Raw genomic sequence first — 15,047 nt, 5'->3', positions numbered from 1 at the left:
CTTCCCCCAGAATGACTTAAGCGCTTCAGAAAGTCCACCGGCTCCTGGCGGGACTAGACTGCGGCGGTGACCACCACGCGACGGCGAAGGCCGACGTTGGACGATGTCGCCGACGCCGTCGGGGTGTCGCGGGCGACCGTCTCCAACGCCTACAACCGGCCCGATCAGCTGTCCGCACAACTGCGCGAAGAGGTGCTTCGCGCGGCCAAGAAAATCGGGTACGCGGGGCCGAATCCGACCGCCCGAAGCCTGGCCACCAGCCGCACCGGCGCGATCGCCGTCCTGCTCGACACGAATCTTTCGACGGCCTTCTCGGATCCCGCGTTGTCACTCACCCTCGACGCCCTCTCGACCGTCGTCGATCCCGAGGGCCACGCCCTCCTGCTGCTCCCCGGCGACGGCGAGAGCGGCGGCCCGCGCGCGGAGCGGATCCTGACCGCGCAAGCCGACATCGCGGTGGCGTATTCGCTGCCCGACGGCGCCCCGGCGCTGAACGCGGTGCGGGATCGAGGCCTGCCACTGGTGGTGATCGACCAGCCGCATATCCGCGGTTCGGCCAGGATCGGGGTGGCGGACCGGGCGGGAGCGGCCGCCGCCGCCCGGCATCTGGTGGGACTCGGGCACCGGCGGATCGGGATCTTGTCGGCGCAGTGCCTCTCGGCTCCCCGCGGTGGCGAGCTGAGCATGGCGGAGGCAGGCGACAGCCGGTTCCACGACAACCGTGAGCGGATGGCCGGCTACCTGGAGACCCTGGCCGAGGCGGGGATCCCGGCGGCGGACACACCGATCTGGGAGGCGTCGGGACTCTCGGCCGAAGCAGCGCTGCCGAGCGCCTTCGGCCTGTTGGACCGGCAACCGCGGCCGACCGCGCTGTTGTGCATGTCGGACCTGCTGGCACTGGCGGCGATCTCGGCGGCGAGACACCTCGGATTGTCGGTCCCGGGTGATCTTTCGGTCGTGGGCTTCGACGACGTCCCGCCCGCTCGGTGGTCCGAACCACCGCTGACGACCGTCCGGCAGGACCTCACCGCCAAGGGGCGCGCGGCCGGCGATCTGGTGCTGGGGCTGCTGCGCGGGGAGAAGGCACCGCCCCCCGCCGAGATACCGGCCGAACTGGTCGTCCGGGACTCCACCGCGCCCGTGTAGCAGCCGATTTCGGCGAGCACAAGGCGGTCCCGGTGATATGTGGACAACTCGCCCCGATCGAGCGGCGCACAACTACTTATCCACAGAAGTAGAAATGCGGGCTGACAAAGCCTTCCCCTCGGGTCATCGTGGAATCACACATTCACCGACGGCGCCCGAGCCGTCGAATCACGGGGGAGAACCCAGCCATGCAACGACGTTTGACGAACCTGCGCGCCCGCCTCCCGCACGTGCTCCTGCTGGCCATGGTCGGCCTGCTGACCAGCGCCGGAGTCGCGAACGCCACCACGGCGCCGCCCGAACCCGCCTGCCAGAAGGGCGAGTTCTGCGTCTGGGGCGAAGAATCATACGGCGGCACGGTGCACAAATTCGACCTGCGTACCTCCAATCCCGACGAATGCATTCCCTTACCCGAAGGCTTCGACGGGCATTCGTTCGTCAACCGGCTGAGCCGGGACGTGACGATTTACCAGAGCGAGGAATGCACGACGGAGGGAGATTTCATCACCTATCCGGGTGGCGGCACCTACGTACCCCAGGGACCGTTCGTGATCCGCGCCCTCAAGATCTGGGACTGACCACCCCGGCGGTTCGTGCCGGTCACTCGCGGAAGAGTCGACTCGCGACCTGCACGAACCCAGGGGCCGCTCCCCCGAAGCGGCCCCGGCCCGTGGGCGCGTCACCCCGCGTCGTGACGCGCTCACGGGCGTTCCAAAAAACGGTGGGCTCGACCTGAAACGATCTGGCGGTGTCGAACGATCGACAGGTTGGCGACGGCTAAGCTGCCGATGCTGGGCGACACCCAACGTCGCCGACGTCGGCCCTCGTAGCTCAGCTGGATAGAGCAAGAGCCTTCTAATCTCTAGGTCGCAGGTTCAAGTCCTGCCGGGGGCACGCCGCCACAGGGAAACCCCTGGTCACGCAAGTGGCCAGGGGCTCCCCTATCAAGTGCCGTCCGGGGCTCTCAGCCTGCGCGTGAAGGCCAGGGAAGCCGGCTTCCGTGACTCGGATCACCGTGCCGTAGAGCCGAATGGCGCAAGCGTCAAAGCCCACCGAGGTTTCCCGGTCCAGTGCCAGTAATTCACCAATTCGGTGACCCAGGCCGGGATGTCGCGAGGTCTCACCGGGCCACTGTCTTCGAGTCGCTGTTTCTTTGCTTTGTTCACATTGGACACACTCAGCCGCCCCGCGGGCTTCGGTCTCGCACGAGCTCAACCGGTCACGAGCAGCCAGTCGACCACCATGACGACCGAAAAGACCGCTACACCCACAGCGACGCGCGTCCACTCAGCCCCTCAGAACACCCGTGAACAGCGAAAACACTCGGTCGACCAACTCCCGGGCGCTCGCCCGACTCCGACCATGAGCGGCTTTCCCGGCGAAGTGGTCCATCCGCATCGCCGGTCGCTATAGGTTGTCCCCATGTTCGTGCCGACACCGACGCACCACGACCAGCAGCCGACCTCCGGACCGCCCTGGTGGCTGGTGATCGGGCCGGGGTTCGCCGCGCTCATCGGGCTGTTCCTGCTCACCGTGATCTACCGCTTCGACGGCTCGTCCGCCCTGCAGATCGAGCTGGGCATGTCGAACCAGTCCCTGCTGCTGAGCGGGCTCGTCGCGTACCTCGTCGCGGCCGCGATCGCCTTCCCGGCGGGTCTGCTGCTCGGCGCGCGCTTCCCGACGTCGGTGACGGTGCCCGCGCTCTTCCTGATGCTCCTCGGCGTGGCGCTGGTCGCTTTCGTTCCCAGCAGCGGCCTGCTCCTCGTCGGGCGGGTGCTCAACGGGCTCGGCGCTGGCGCGGCGATCGGCGTGACGGTCGCGCTGATCCGGCGCCTCCAGTCCGGTCGCGGCGCCGCGACCGGTGCGGCAGCGGGCGTCGGCGTCCTTGCCTTGGTGATCGCACCGTTCCTCGGCGGGTTGCTCTCGGACGCCTTCAGCTTCCGCCTGGTGTACGTGGTGGCCGCGCTGTTCGTGGTCATGGCGCTCGTCGTCACCGGCGTTGTCGGCATCGTCGCGCTGACAAAGGTGAAACCACAGGCGCGGCCGATGCCGTATCCGCCACAAGGTCCGCCGCAGGCCTGACCTTCAGTCGCCGAGGCCCCGCAACGCCACGAGCACGTCGTCCGTCACGTCGAGACGGGCTTCCACCTCGGCGACCTTCGCGGCCACGCGCCGGTACGTCGCCCGGCCGCGGGCGCTGAGGTGCACGAGTACTCGGCGCCTGTCCGCGGCGTCGACCTCGCGGTACGCCTGCGCGGTGGTGACCAGTTTGTCCACCACCCTGGTCAGCGTCGGCGCGGTGGCCAGGGTCCGGTCGGCGAGGTCGGCCATGGCGAGGCCGCCCTTGCCGCTCAGCGCGTCCAGCACCAGCCACTGGTCCAGGGTGAGACCTTCCTTGGCGAGCACCTGCTCCACCTTGCCGGCGACGGCCCTGGCGGCACGGGTGAGCGAGCCGGTGAGCGACGTTCCGGCGGTCGCGACGCCGCGTGTCCCCATATCCCGTCCCCTTGCCAAAACCGGACACCCTCGCAATACTTCCAGGTGAAAGCACTTTGACCTTACCGGGCCACCGCACGGAGCGCCATGCCCCTACGCCTCGCCACCCGGACCCGCGACGACACCTGGCGTGTGGCCATGGTGGTCCCGTTGCAGGGGCCCGCCGGGCTGTTCGGCCCGTCCTGCGAGGCGATCACGGATCTCGCCGTCCACGAACTCAACGAGTCCGGCGGGATTCTCGGCAGGCAGGTCGAGGCCGAGGTGGTCGACGGCGGCGGCACCCCCGCGCAGGTGGCCGAAGACCTGCGACGGCTGGTCGACGCGGGACGGGTCGACGCGGTGAGCGGCTGGCACATTTCGTCGATCCGGCACGCGCTCGCGCCGGTCGTGGCCGACAGGGTGCCGTACGTGTACACGTCACTCTATGAAGGCGGCGAGCGCCGTGCCGGCATCTTCTGCACGGGAGAGACGCCGCGCTGCCAGATCGAACCGGCGCTGCGCTGGTTGCGTGACCACCTCGGTGTCCGGCGGTGGTTCGTCGTCGGTGACGACTACGTCTGGCCTCACCGGTCGACCCGGGCGATCCGGCAGTACGCCAAGGATCTCGATCTGCGCATCACCGGCGAGGCGTTCGTCGGGCTCGGCGCGGGCGATATGTCCACAGTGGTCCGTTCGGCCGAACGGTCCACAAGCGACGGTGTGCTCATGTTGCTGGTCGGGCAGGACGCGGTGCGCTTCAACCGCGCCTTCGCCGCGCAGGGACTCAGCGACCGGCTGGTCCGGTTCAGCCCGCTGATGGAGGAGAACATGCTCCTCGCGAGCGGCGCGCACGCCACCGGCAACCTCTATGTCTCCGCCGCGTACTTCCGGTCGATGGTCACCGCCGACGCGATGGACCTGCTCGGCCGTTACGTCGACCGCAACGGTCCCGGCGCCCCGGCCTTGAACAACGCCGCCGAATCCTGTTACGAGGGACTGCACACACTGGCCGAACTCGTCCGCCGGGCGGGCAGGCCCGACCTGCCCGCGCTCAACGCGGCGATCGACGGCGTCGCCTATCACGGCCCGCGCGGCACGATCGAGTTCCGCGGGCAGCAGGCCGACCAGCACGTCCATCTCGCGGTCGCCGACGGCTACGACTTCGAAGTCCTCACCCGGCTCTGAACCCCACCCTTGACTCACTCCGGCACACCACATACTTTCATTTGAAATTATTCCACGTGATGCACATTACGCGGAGGTGAGCATGGGCAACGTGGGCCTTCTCTACGTCGGCGCCGCCTTGATGATCAACGGCCTGATGTTGCTCGGCCGGATACCGCCACGTTCGGCGGCGGTGCTGAACCTGTTCGTCGGCGCGCTCCAGTGCGTCACCCCGACCGTGCTGATCGTCCAGGCGGACGGGAACCCGGACGCGATCCTCGCCGCGTCCGGGCTGTACCTGTTCGGTTTCACCTACCTGTACGTCGGCATCGCGAACCTCGCCGGCCTGGCGCCCGAAGGCATCGGCTGGTTCTCGCTGTTCGTGGCGGGCGCCGCCGTGGTGTACGCGGGAATCGCGTTCTGGCACGACGCCGATCCGGTCTTCGGCGTCATCTGGCTGTCCTGGGCACTGTTGTGGACGTTGTTCTTCCTCGTGCTCGGCCTCGGCAAGGAACAGCTGACCCGGTTCACCGGCTGGACCGTCCTGCTGCTCAGCCAGCCGACCTGCACGGTGCCCGCCTTCCTCGGCCTCACCGGCGCCTACCGCAGCGACGGCGGGACGGCGCTGATCGCGGCCGCGATCGCCTGCGTCTTGGTCGCGGCGGCCTTGTTGCTCCAGAAAACCCATCAGGAGAAGAGGAATCCCCATGCGACACGGTGACATTTCCGCCAGCCCCGACACGGTCGGCGTCGCGGTGGTCAACTACAAGATGCCGCGGCTGCACACCAAGGCCGAGGTGCTCGACAACGCCCGCAAGATCGCCGAAATGGTGGTGGGCATGAAATCCGGGCTGCCGGGCATGGACCTCGTGGTGTTCCCGGAGTACTCGACCCAGGGCATCATGTACGACCCGAAGGAGATGTACGAGACCGCGGCGACGATTCCCGGCGAGGAAACCGAAATCTTCGCCGCCGCCTGCCGGGATGCCCAGACCTGGGGCGTCTTCTCCATCACCGGCGAGCGACACGAAGACCACCCGAACAAGCCTCCGTACAACACGCTCGTGCTCATCAACGACCGCGGCGAGATCGTCCAGAAGTACCGCAAGATCCTGCCGTGGTGCCCGATCGAAGGCTGGTACCCCGGCGAGGACACCTACGTCAGCGACGGCCCGAAGGGCATGAAGATCTCGCTGATCATCTGCGACGACGGGAACTACCCGGAGATCTGGCGCGACTGCGCGATGAAGGGCGCCGAGTTGATCGTGCGCTGCCAGGGCTACATGTATCCGGCCAAGGAGCAACAGATCCTGATCGCCAAGGCGATGGCGTGGGCCAACAACTGTTACGTGGCCGTGGCGAACGCCGCCGGTTTCGACGGCGTGTACTCCTACTTCGGCCATTCCTCGATCATCGGCTTCGACGGGCGCACGCTCGGTGAGACCGGCGAAGAAGAGTACGGGATCCAGTACGCGCAGCTGTCGGTGTCGGCGATCCGCGACGCGCGGACCTACGACCAGTCGCAGAACCACATCTTCAAGCTGCTGCACCGCGGTTACACCGGCGTGCAGGACGCGGACGAGGGTGACAAGGGCGTGGCGGACTGCCCGTTCGACTTCTACAAACTCTGGGTCACCGACGCCAAGAAGGCGCAGGAGAAGGTCGAGTCGATCACCCGCGACACCATCACTCCTCGGACCCCATGATGAGGACGGTGAGCCGGACACCCCGTGACGTGTGGGCGAAACTCAGCACCAGCGGGACGAGCACCAGCGCGAAGTAGGTCCACAAAGGCCAGTGATGCAGATGGTTCAGGTGCCACGTTTCCTTGAGGGCGATGAAGAAGGCGCCCCCTGTCACGATGAACCAGCCGCGGGCCTTGTTGGCGAAGGTGGCCATGGTGCGCCGCTGCTCGGTCGTGAACGACTTCATGACCTCGCGGTGCACCTTGCGCCGCCGTCGCCGTTCCTTGGCGATGGCCACCGGCGGCAGTAACCACCACCAGCGCGAAACGGGCCGTCCGAAGTCGGGGCGGGGCATCTCCTCGAGCAGGCGCAGGTCGGCGAACCGCTTGCTCTCCTCGCGGAGTTCGAGCGCGCCCTGGTACATGGGCCCGGCGACGAGGAGCCAGCCGCCGAGGAAGGCGGACCAGGCGACGACGTACTCGATGTGGATCACCCCTCCCGGACCACCGGCGGCCGTGATCCGCGATGATCAGCTTAGCCGTCCTAGACTCGGGACGATGGACAGGATCGACAGCGGCCGCCGGGTGATCGCCGCCTCGCCCGAGACCGTCTACCAGGCCCTCCTCGACCGCGAGTCGCTGGAGGCCTGGCTGCCGCCCGAAGGCATGCGCGGCCGGATCGACCGCTGGGATCCGCGGCCGGGTGGCGGCTTCCGGATGATCCTCACCTACCTCGACGCGTCCGCCGCGCCCGGCAAATCGTCGGACGCGACGGACGTGGTCGAAGTCGGGTTCGCCGACCTGGTGCCCGCGAAACGCGTGGTGCAGCTGGCCGTGTTCGAGTCCGGGGACCCGGCGTTCGCCGGCACCATGACGATGACCTGGGAGCTGGCCGCCGCAGGTGACGGCACCGAAGTGACCGTCACCGCGACGGACGTCCCGTCCGGCATCGGCCAGGCGGATCACGAGACCGGGATCGCCTCTTCGCTCGCCAATCTGGCCGCCTTCGCCGAAACGCGCTGACGGCCGGACGCGATGACGATCGCGGCGAGGACGGCCATCACCAGCGGCACGACCAGCGCCGCGCGGAAGCCGCCGAGCGCGGCCTCTCGCGACCCGTCACCGAGGGCGGCGACGTTGACGGCGGTCACCGCGGACAGCCCGAGCGCCGCGCCGAACTGGAACGCCGTGTACAGCAGACCGCCGGCGAGTCCCTGTTCGTCCTCGGCGATCCCGTCGGTGGCGACGATCGTCAGCGGACCGTAGGCGAGGGCGAACCCGAGGCCCAGGATGATCATCGACGGGAACATCGCCGCGTACGTCCAGTCCAGGCCCAACGGCAGGAAGAGCGCGTACGCCACGGCCGCGAGCACGAAGCCGCCGAAGATCAGCCGCGTGTTGCCGAACCTCGCCACCAGGCGCGGGGTCAGCGTCGGTGCCAGGATCGCGTCGATCCCGACGGCCAGCAGCGCCAGGCTCGTCTCCAGCGTCGACCAGCCCCGGAGTTCCTGCAGGTACAGCGTGACCAGGAACTGGAACCCGAAGAACGAACCCGCGAAGAGCAAGGCGCTGACGTTCGCCCGCACCAGCGGTCCCGACCTCAGGATGCCCAGGCGCACCAGCGGCGCGGGAGAGCGCCGTTCGACGGCCACGAAGGTGACGAGCGCGGCCACTCCCCCGGCGAAGGACGCCACGGTCCAGCCCCAGCCTTGCGCGGGGTGCTCCAGCCGGACCACCGCGTAGGCGATCAGCAGCATCGCCATGGTCACGGTGAGCGCTCCGGCGAAGTCCAGGCGACGGGGCCCGCGCCCCTGCCGCGCGGGTTCCTTGATGAGCCAGAGCGCGGCGACCAGGATGACGGCGGACAGGATCACCGGCGTGAAGAACACCCAGCGCCAGTCGATCCTGGCCAGCAGGCCGCCGATGACCAGGCCGAGCGAGAAGCCACCCGCCCCGGTACCGGCGTAGAACAGCAGCGCTTTGTTGCGTTTCGGGCCCTCTTCGAAGCTCGTGGTGATGATCGAGAGGCCTGCCGGGGTCATGAAGGCCGCGGCGACACCGGTGACGAACCGGGCGAGCAGCAGCATCCAGCCCTCGGTGGCGAACCCGCCCAGCCCGGAGAAGACGAGGAACACCACCAGCCAGCCGAGGAACATGCGACGGCGGCCGTACAGGTCTGCGGCGCGCCCGCCCAGCAGCATGAACCCGCCGTAGCCGAGCACGTAGGCGCTCACCACGCCGCTCAGCGTCGCCGTCGACAGGCCGAGTTCGGCCCGGATGGACGGCAGCGCCACGTTCAGCATCGCGACGTCGATGCCCTCCAGGAAGATGGCGCCGCACAGCACTATGAGCACGCCCCAGGCCCGGCCGCCCATCCGGTCGGCGGCACTCGGCGGCGTTTGCGAGTTGGTCAAGGTCTTCTCCCTCAGTGAACTGGAACCAACGGTTACTCATCAGCCGGTCGGTTCCCTCTTGTAACCAAGGGGATCTTCCGTCACTATCGATGACCATGGAAGAAGGCACTTTGAACTCACCTAGTCGTTGTGAACTCACCGAGGAGGACTACGAGGCCTTCCAGTGGGACACGCGCGAGGACTGCGAGGTCCGCCAGATCCTGGACAGGGTGGCGGACAAGTGGTCGCTCCTGGTCATCGCGCTGCTCGACCGGAACACGCTGCGGTTCACCGAGCTCAAGTACAAGATCGACGGCATCAGCCAGCGCATGCTCACCACCACGCTGCGTCATCTCGAACGCGACGGGCTGGTGAACCGGACCGTCTATCCGGTGGTGCCGCCCCGCGTCGAGTACGCGCTGACGCCGCTGGGGATGACGCTGCACAAGACCATCCAGTCGCTGGTCACCTGGACCGAAGACCACCAGAGCGAGATCGCCCTCGCGCGCGCCCAGTACGACAAACGCGTCACCGTTTAGGGAGCCGCATGGCCAGACTGTCGCGAGGGGATCCGTCACTGCTGCGGCGGCTGAACGCCATCGCCGTCCTGCGGGCGCTGTACGCGGCCGAGGAACTCACCCTCGCGGACCTGGTCAAGGCGAGCGAGGTCTCCCGGCCGACGGTCGAGGAGATCGCCGCCGACCTCGGCGAACAGGGCCTGGTCGAGGAGGTGCCGCTCTCCCCCGACGCGCCGCGACCGGTCGGCAGACCCGCCAAGCGCTACCGCTTCCGGCCCGAGGCCGGCCACGTCGCCGGCCTCGAAGTCGGCCCGCACCAGGCGTTGTGCCTGGTCGCCGACCTGCGGGGCGAGGTCGTCGGGCGGGCGAAGACCGGCCTCACCCCGGAAATGGCCGCCTCCGACCGGCTCGGTGCCGCGCGCCGGGTGCTCGGCACGGCCGTCGAAGGCCACGTCAACGTGCGGCTGCTCGGCGTCGGCACCACCGGCGTGGTGTCCGGCGGCAAGGTCGTCCGCGACGACCGCCTTCCCGGCTGGACCGGTGTCGACCTTCCCGCGGAGTTCGGCGGCGGATGCCCGGTGCTGGCCGGGAACGACACCAAGCTCTCGACACTGGCCGAACACTGGCGCGGCGCCGCGCACGGCCTCGACGACGTCGTCTACGTGCACGCCGGGCGCACCGTCTCACTGGGCCTGTTGCTCGGCGGGAAGCTGCACGCCGGCCACCACGGCGCGGCGGGCGAGATCGGCGCACTGCGCCGGACCGGTGGGTTCGTCGAACTCGTCGCCGCGACCGTCCTCGCCGTCGACCCGCAATTGGTGGTGATCGGCGGCACCGGAAACCCGCTGATGACGCCGCTGCGTGCCGAACTGGCCCGGCTGTGCCTGTTCCCGGTACGCGTCGAGACGTCGACACTGGGCGAAGATTCGGTGGCGCTCGGCGCGGTCCGGCTCGCCCTCAGCCGCGTGGAGCGCGAGCTGTTCAGCGTCGCGGATGTCGCCTGAGCAGGCCGATCACCACGATCAGCACGGCCACCGCACCGCTGGTGAACAGCTGTGTCCTCGCGTCGGCGTCCGTCCACATGAGAATGAGCACGCCCGCCATCGCGATCAGCGCGATCCAGCTGAGCCACGGGAAACCCCACATCCGCACCGGCAGCTCCGCGGCCGTGCCGTCACGGTCGGCGGCCCGGCGCAGCCTGAGCTGCGAGATCGCGATGAAGATCCACACCAGCAGGATGTTGGCGCCGATGGCGTTCAGCAGGAACGGCAGCACGTGTTCGGGGGCGAGGAAGTTCAGCAGTACGGCCACGAAACCGAAGGCCACCGACGCCAGCACCGCGGTCCGGGGGACGCCCGCTCCCGACAGCTTGAGCATCGCGCGCGGCGCTTCACCGCGGTCGGCAAGGGAGAACACCATCCGCGAGGCGCCGTAGAGGTTCGCGTTCAGCGCCGAAAGCAGCGAGGTCAGCACCACGAAACTCATCAGCAGCGCCGCCGACGGCACCCCGATCTGCTCCAGGATGGTCACGAACGGGCTGGTGTTCGCCGAGGCGGACTCCCACGGCAGCAACAACACCATCAGCGCCACGGAACCGATGTAGAACAGCAGCAGGCGGACGATGACCGTGCGCGTGGTGCGGCGGATCGAGTCCGCCGGGTCGTCGGATTCCGCCGCGGCGATGGTGACCAGCTCCATGCCACCGAAGGAGAACGCGACCGCGAGCAGACCGGTCAGCACCCCTTGGAGGCCGTTGGGCAGGAAACCGCCGTGCCCGGTGAGATTGTCCAGCCCGACCGGTGAGGTCCCCGGCAGGACCCCGAACACCGCCAGTGTGCCGAGTACCAGGAAACCGACCACGGCGGTCACCTTGATCGCGCCGAACCAGAACTCGAATTCCCCGAACGAGCGCACCGCGAACAGGTTCACCACGGTCAGCACCGCCATGAACAGCAGCACCCAGGTCCACTGTGGAAGCACCGGCAGCAGCCCGTTCGCGATCCCCGCCGCCGCGGTGGCCTCGGCGGCCACCACGACCACCAGCAGCGACCAGTACAGCCAGCCGACGGTGAACCCGGCCCAGCGCCCGAGCGCCTTCTCCGCGTACACCGAGAACGAACCACTGCTCGGCTCGGCGGCGGCCATCTCGCCCAGCATGCGCATGACCAGGACCATGAGCAGGCCCGCGACCACATAGGACAGCAGGATGCCGGGGCCCGCGGTCTTGATCCCCGCGCCGGTGCCGACGAACAACCCGGCGCCGATGGCCCCGCTGATGGCCAGCATGGTGACGTGGCGCCGCCGGAAACCGGTGCCGAGCGACCGGGTCTCGATCGCGGTCACGGGTTCGGCGGGACCTGGTTCGGGCATGGCGGATCCATTCGTCTGCGGCGTACTGAGAAGCTCAACCGCGGGACAACTCTTCCAGCCGCTCGTGGAGCCGGTCGACGTGGTCCTCGCTTTCGGGCTTCATCAGCACGCTACGCAGGATCCTCGCGCCGTCCGCATCCGCGTCGGCCCCGGTGTGACGCAGACCGAACTGCGGCTCGCTCACCCGGAGCGTGCTGAGGAACACCGGTTCCCTCGCCGCGGCCATGCCGTTGCGCAGGATCCGCGCGCTCTCCTGGTCGATCTTCGACAGCGAAAACGGGTCCGTGCGGGGGAAGTAGGTGACGATGTCGAGTTCCGGTCGCTGGTACAGGTCGAACCGCTCGGAGTCCTCCAGCAGTTTCGCCCACCGCAGCGCCGCGCGGCGACCGGCCGCGAGCACCCGGCCAAGGCCGTCGGGGGTGGGCGGCAGCACCCGGAAGGTGAGCCACAGCGCGGCGGCCGCGGCACCCGCGCGGGAGCATTCGAGACTGATCTCGCCGAGGTGCAGGTCTTCCGAGGTGAAGTAGGTGTACGGCGAATCGTGCAGGTAGAACCGGCCCGCCCCGGGGTCCTTGAACAGCACCGCGCCGCAGCCATAGGGCTGGAGGCCGTGTTTGTGCGGGTCGATGACGATCGAGTCCGCCTCGGCGATGGCGAGCCAAGGGGCCTCGGGCAGCCCTTCCGGACCGTCCAAACCGGACAGAAGCCGGAAGAACCCACCGTAGGCGGCGTCGACGTGCACCCGGACGCCGTACCGTTCGCGCAGCGCCAGCGCCTCGTGGACCGGGTCCACCGTGCCGAGCGCGGTCGTGCCGGCGGTGAGCACCACGGTGCCGATCTTCCCGGTGCGCAACAGTTCTTCGAGCGCGTCGAGATCCATCGCGCCCCGGGCGTCGACGGGCACCGTATGCCCCTCGACGCCGAGTACGCCGCACATCCGGCCGTGCGTGTAATGCGCCTCGGCGCTGTACGCGATCCCCTTGCCCGGATGCGTTTCCCGCGCGACGAACAGTGCCTCGAGGTTCGCCACCGTGCCGCTGGTGGTCAGATGCCCGAGGTGCTCCGGGTAGCCGAACATCGTGGCCAGCTGCCGGACGACCTCACGTTCCATCTCGGCGGTCGCGGGGCCGCCGTCGAGCGCGTGGTTGTTGGGGTTGACGAGCATCGCGGTCAGGTAGCCGACCACCGCGGCCGGATGCGGCGGTTTCAGCATCTGACCGGCGTAGGACGGGTGGAAGAACGGGTAGTTGTGCTTCAGCCGCTCGGTGAGCTCTTCGAACGCGGCCTCGAACAGCCCGTCGGAGATCTCCAGCGACGGATGCGGCCGGAAGGGGGCGAACGTCTCCCCCCACGCCTCGTTCGACGTCAACGCCTGACCGAGCCAGTACCGGAAGTCCATCAAGCGCGCCCTTCGCTTCGTTCGGCTCCAAAAAACGTAGGAGTCTCCGGAGGTCTCGCGCAACCGTCTTCGGTAGGGGTCAGTCGCCCCGGGCCGCCGCCTGACGCCGCTCCTCGCCCTTCTCCTCCAGCTGCCTGACGATCTCGCGCAGCGAAGCGGCCAGCTCGGTGCATTCCGCGGGGCTGAGCCGATCGGTGACGAACGCTTCCTCCTGGTTGAACTCGGGGAAGAGCTCCCGCATCAGCCGCTCCCCCTCGGGCGTCAGCGCGAGCAACACCAAACGTCCGTCGACCGGATGTTTGCGCCGGGTGACCAGGCCGTGCGCCTCCAGGGTCTTCATCACGCCGGTGAGCGTCCCCTTGGTGATCCCGGACTCGGCGGCGACGTGCCTGGTCTCCTTCTCGCCGAAGATCCACACCACCCAGAGCACCACGAACGCGGTCCAGGTGAGGCCCGCGTTGCGGAGGACCGAGTTCTCGAAGTGCAGCCGCACCGCCGTCGCGGCGCGGTGGAGGTTGGCGACCGCCTCCATCCGCTCCCACAACAGCGGGATCCCGCCCAGTTTGGCCCGCACGGCGTTCTCGGTCTCGGCCAGTGTGTGATACCCGGTCAACAGCCACATCCTCACCGGCCCCGGAGGCACCAGCCCGGTGGGCGCGCACCCCCGCGCACCCGCTCCGCCGATCGTATGCGGAACGGGTCGGAGTCCACAGTGGTCTTTCCGGGTTGCTCCGCGCCAGGCGGCGGACACCAAGCGCTCCAGCAGATCCTGTCCGGTTTCGGACAACTCGGCGGCCACCCGGTTGCCCGGAACGCCTTCACGCGGCCGTCCGGATCAGCCCGGCGTTGGCGAGGCGGTGGGCCGTGTTCTGGTCACTGCACGGCAGGCCGTCGACGTAGAGATCCGGCTCCAGGCTGACGGTGATCTCGGCCCTGCCCTGCGCCACGGCTCGCAGCATCGGTCACCGGGCGGGGACGGCCGCGCGGTGCTCGGTGATGTCGCCGAACAGGTCACCCATCTCCTCGACGCGTTCGATCACCTGGTCGGCGGTGAACAGCAGGTCGGCGGCCTTGCGGCAGGATTCGACCTCTTCCCAGGTCACGGGCGTGGAGACGGTCGGGATGGCGCGGCCCCGCAGCGAGTACGGCGCGATGGTGGTCTTGGCGGTGTTGTTCTGGCTCCAGTCGATGAACACGCGGCCGGGGCGGATCGCCTTCGTCATCCGCGCGACCACGGATTCCGGTGACCGGCGCGCGAGCTCCTCCGCGACCGCCTTGGCGTAGGAGGAGGTACGTTCGTCCGACCGGGTGCGCACCGGGCAGTACAACTGCATTCCCTTGTTGCCGCTGGTCTTCGCGTACACGGTGAGACCGTCTCCGGTGAGCAGGTCGCTGAGCGTCTCGGCCACCCGGCAGCAGTCGACGACGTCGGCGGGCGGGCCGGGATCGAGGTCGAAGACGAGCAGATCGGGTGATTTCCGCGCGCCGCGCGGGCCGACCGTCCACTGTGGAACATGCAGTTCCAGCGCGGCGAGATTGGCGGCCCACATCAACGTCGGCAGGTCGCCGACGACGGGGTAATCGAGCGTCTCCTCCCCGCCGCGACGGCCCCGGTTGGTGAGCCGCGCGGTGCGCACCCAATCGGGCGCGTGCCGGGAAACGTTCTTCTCGTAGAACGGTTCCCCGTCGACACCGTCGGGAAAACGGCGGAACGTGGCGGCGCGATCGCGCAGATGCGGAAGCAGCACGGGGGCGATCCTGCGGTAGTAGTCGAGGACCTCCCGTTTGGTGAAACCGTGCGACGGGTAGAGCACCTTGTCCAGATTGGACAGCGCCAGCCGCCGTCCCTCGACCTCGACCGTTATCCGCTCCTCAGGCACCCCTCGACGGTACCGTGA

General features: G+C 68.6%; 16 protein-coding genes, 1 tRNA gene and 1 pseudogene. 10 read left to right on the top strand and 8 right to left on the bottom strand.

The genetic code is table 11. The features are described from left to right. Positions 1-96: 96 nt before the first annotated feature. The 4 genes from DL990_RS37765 (at position 97) to DL990_RS37750 (ending at position 3,228) form a co-directional block, all read left to right on the top strand. The gene (locus DL990_RS37765; protein ID WP_125801583.1) at positions 97-1,146 is read left to right on the top strand and encodes a LacI family DNA-binding transcriptional regulator; all 1,050 of its coding nucleotides are present in this window, start codon (positions 97-99) and stop codon (positions 1,144-1,146) included. Positions 1,147-1,334: 188 nt separating this feature from the next. Then, complete coding sequence (locus DL990_RS37760) at positions 1,335-1,724, top strand: peptidase inhibitor family I36 protein (RefSeq protein WP_125801536.1); 390 nt, start codon at positions 1,335-1,337, stop codon at positions 1,722-1,724. A 242-nt stretch (positions 1,725-1,966) separates the two neighbouring features. Continuing rightward, positions 1,967-2,040, top strand: a tRNA-Arg gene (locus DL990_RS37755). Positions 2,041-2,568: 528 nt separating this feature from the next. Then, on the top strand, positions 2,569-3,228 hold the full coding sequence (locus DL990_RS37750) for an MFS transporter (protein ID WP_125801535.1): 660 nt from the start codon (positions 2,569-2,571) through the stop codon (positions 3,226-3,228). 3 nt (positions 3,229-3,231) lie between these two features. Here DL990_RS37750 and DL990_RS37745 read toward each other — a convergent pair whose 3' ends face one another. Continuing rightward, positions 3,232-3,642 (bottom strand): MarR family winged helix-turn-helix transcriptional regulator, encoded by a 411-nt coding sequence (locus tag DL990_RS37745; protein WP_125793022.1) that lies wholly within the window; start codon positions 3,640-3,642, stop codon positions 3,232-3,234. Positions 3,643-3,729: 87 nt separating this feature from the next. Between DL990_RS37745 and DL990_RS37740 the strand changes: the two genes are divergently transcribed. The 3 genes from DL990_RS37740 (at position 3,730) to DL990_RS37730 (ending at position 6,491) form a co-directional block, all read left to right on the top strand. Next, positions 3,730-4,806 carry a substrate-binding domain-containing protein gene (locus DL990_RS37740; protein WP_255431425.1) on the top strand — a complete coding sequence of 359 codons (1,077 nt, stop codon included), beginning with the start codon at positions 3,730-3,732 and terminating at the stop codon, positions 4,804-4,806. An 82-nt stretch (positions 4,807-4,888) separates the two neighbouring features. After that, positions 4,889-5,506 (top strand): AmiS/UreI family transporter, encoded by a 618-nt coding sequence (locus tag DL990_RS37735; RefSeq protein ID WP_125801534.1) that lies wholly within the window; start codon positions 4,889-4,891, stop codon positions 5,504-5,506. Continuing rightward, complete coding sequence (locus DL990_RS37730; protein ID WP_125786012.1) at positions 5,493-6,491, top strand: aliphatic amidase; 999 nt, start codon at positions 5,493-5,495, stop codon at positions 6,489-6,491. The genes DL990_RS37735 and DL990_RS37730 overlap by 14 nt, the downstream gene beginning before the upstream one ends. Here DL990_RS37730 and DL990_RS37725 read toward each other — a convergent pair. Then, positions 6,472-6,963 carry a hypothetical protein gene (locus tag DL990_RS37725; RefSeq protein WP_125801533.1) on the bottom strand — a complete coding sequence of 164 codons (492 nt, stop codon included), beginning with the start codon at positions 6,961-6,963 and terminating at the stop codon, positions 6,472-6,474. The genes DL990_RS37730 and DL990_RS37725 overlap by 20 nt on opposite strands. Positions 6,964-7,027: 64 nt before the next feature. Here DL990_RS37725 and DL990_RS37720 point away from each other — a divergent pair, with 64 nt between their 5' ends. Next, the gene (locus DL990_RS37720) at positions 7,028-7,492 is read left to right on the top strand and encodes an SRPBCC family protein (protein WP_125801532.1); all 465 of its coding nucleotides are present in this window, start codon (positions 7,028-7,030) and stop codon (positions 7,490-7,492) included. Here DL990_RS37720 and DL990_RS37715 read toward each other — a convergent pair. Beyond that, a complete protein-coding gene (locus DL990_RS37715) occupies positions 7,432-8,844 on the bottom strand; it encodes an MFS transporter (protein WP_125801581.1) in 1,413 nt (470 codons plus the stop codon). The two genes, DL990_RS37720 and DL990_RS37715, sit on opposite strands and share 61 nt — an antisense overlap. Positions 8,845-8,972: 128 nt before the next feature. On the opposite strand from DL990_RS37715, the gene DL990_RS37710 reads away from it, so the two are divergent. Together DL990_RS37710 and DL990_RS37705 are read left to right on the top strand one after the other, a co-directional pair. After that, positions 8,973-9,401 carry a helix-turn-helix domain-containing protein gene (locus DL990_RS37710; RefSeq protein ID WP_125786015.1) on the top strand — a complete coding sequence of 143 codons (429 nt, stop codon included), beginning with the start codon at positions 8,973-8,975 and terminating at the stop codon, positions 9,399-9,401. An 8-nt stretch (positions 9,402-9,409) separates the two neighbouring features. Beyond that, positions 9,410-10,384, top strand: a complete 975-nt coding sequence (locus tag DL990_RS37705; protein ID WP_125801531.1) for an ROK family transcriptional regulator — start codon at positions 9,410-9,412, stop codon at positions 10,382-10,384. Here DL990_RS37705 and DL990_RS37700 read toward each other — a convergent pair. The 5 genes and pseudogenes from DL990_RS37700 to ligD all read right to left on the bottom strand — a co-directional run bounded on the left by DL990_RS37700 (position 10,362) and on the right by ligD (position 15,029). Then, the gene (locus DL990_RS37700) at positions 10,362-11,750 is read right to left on the bottom strand and encodes an amino acid permease (protein ID WP_125801530.1); all 1,389 of its coding nucleotides are present in this window, start codon (positions 11,748-11,750) and stop codon (positions 10,362-10,364) included. The two genes, DL990_RS37705 and DL990_RS37700, sit on opposite strands and share 23 nt — an antisense overlap. A 34-nt stretch (positions 11,751-11,784) precedes the next feature. Then, complete coding sequence (locus tag DL990_RS37695) at positions 11,785-13,149, bottom strand: aminotransferase class V-fold PLP-dependent enzyme (RefSeq protein ID WP_125801529.1); 1,365 nt, start codon at positions 13,147-13,149, stop codon at positions 11,785-11,787. A gap of 79 nt (positions 13,150-13,228) precedes the next feature. Continuing rightward, positions 13,229-13,771 carry a MarR family winged helix-turn-helix transcriptional regulator gene (locus tag DL990_RS37690; RefSeq protein ID WP_125786057.1) on the bottom strand — a complete coding sequence of 181 codons (543 nt, stop codon included), beginning with the start codon at positions 13,769-13,771 and terminating at the stop codon, positions 13,229-13,231. 117 nt (positions 13,772-13,888) lie between these two features. Then, positions 13,889-14,108 (bottom strand): annotated as a pseudogene (locus tag DL990_RS42525) (hypothetical protein); the annotation flags it as partial. Between the two features lie 3 nt (positions 14,109-14,111). Beyond that, positions 14,112-15,029, bottom strand: coding sequence for a non-homologous end-joining DNA ligase (ligD, locus tag DL990_RS37685; RefSeq protein WP_125786019.1), 918 nt, complete (start codon positions 15,027-15,029; stop codon positions 14,112-14,114). Between the last annotated feature and the right edge of the window lie 18 nt (positions 15,030-15,047).

The organism is Amycolatopsis sp. WAC 01416, from assembly GCF_003947485.1.
Classification (GTDB): domain Bacteria; phylum Actinomycetota; class Actinomycetes; order Mycobacteriales; family Pseudonocardiaceae; genus Amycolatopsis.
The sequence above is the reverse complement of the archived record's forward strand: the minus strand, read 5'-3'. Positions and strand labels throughout refer to the sequence as shown.

What these genes read in the sequence shown, in the direction of transcription:
- DL990_RS37710 (WP_125786015.1), top strand. Translation starts at nt 8,973, where the DNA reads ATGACCATGGAAGAAGGCACTTTGAACTCACCTAGTCGTTGTGAACTC.
- DL990_RS37750 (WP_125801535.1), top strand. Translation starts at nt 2,569, where the DNA reads ATGTTCGTGCCGACACCGACGCACCACGACCAGCAGCCGACCTCCGGA.
- DL990_RS37730 (WP_125786012.1), top strand. Translation starts at nt 5,493, where the DNA reads ATGCGACACGGTGACATTTCCGCCAGCCCCGACACGGTCGGCGTCGCG.
- DL990_RS37705 (WP_125801531.1), top strand. Translation starts at nt 9,410, where the DNA reads ATGGCCAGACTGTCGCGAGGGGATCCGTCACTGCTGCGGCGGCTGAAC.
- DL990_RS37720 (WP_125801532.1), top strand. Translation starts at nt 7,028, where the DNA reads ATGGACAGGATCGACAGCGGCCGCCGGGTGATCGCCGCCTCGCCCGAG.
- DL990_RS37745 (WP_125793022.1), bottom strand. Translation starts at nt 3,642, where the DNA reads ATGGGGACACGCGGCGTCGCGACCGCCGGAACGTCGCTCACCGGCTCG.
- DL990_RS37715 (WP_125801581.1), bottom strand. Translation starts at nt 8,844, where the DNA reads ATGGGCGGCCGGGCCTGGGGCGTGCTCATAGTGCTGTGCGGCGCCATC.
- DL990_RS37695 (WP_125801529.1), bottom strand. Translation starts at nt 13,149, where the DNA reads ATGGACTTCCGGTACTGGCTCGGTCAGGCGTTGACGTCGAACGAGGCG.
- DL990_RS37760 (WP_125801536.1), top strand. Translation starts at nt 1,335, where the DNA reads ATGCAACGACGTTTGACGAACCTGCGCGCCCGCCTCCCGCACGTGCTC.
- DL990_RS37690 (WP_125786057.1), bottom strand. Translation starts at nt 13,771, where the DNA reads ATGTGGCTGTTGACCGGGTATCACACACTGGCCGAGACCGAGAACGCC.
- DL990_RS37700 (WP_125801530.1), bottom strand. Translation starts at nt 11,750, where the DNA reads ATGCCCGAACCAGGTCCCGCCGAACCCGTGACCGCGATCGAGACCCGG.
- DL990_RS37740 (WP_255431425.1), top strand. Translation starts at nt 3,730, where the DNA reads ATGCCCCTACGCCTCGCCACCCGGACCCGCGACGACACCTGGCGTGTG.
- DL990_RS37735 (WP_125801534.1), top strand. Translation starts at nt 4,889, where the DNA reads ATGGGCAACGTGGGCCTTCTCTACGTCGGCGCCGCCTTGATGATCAAC.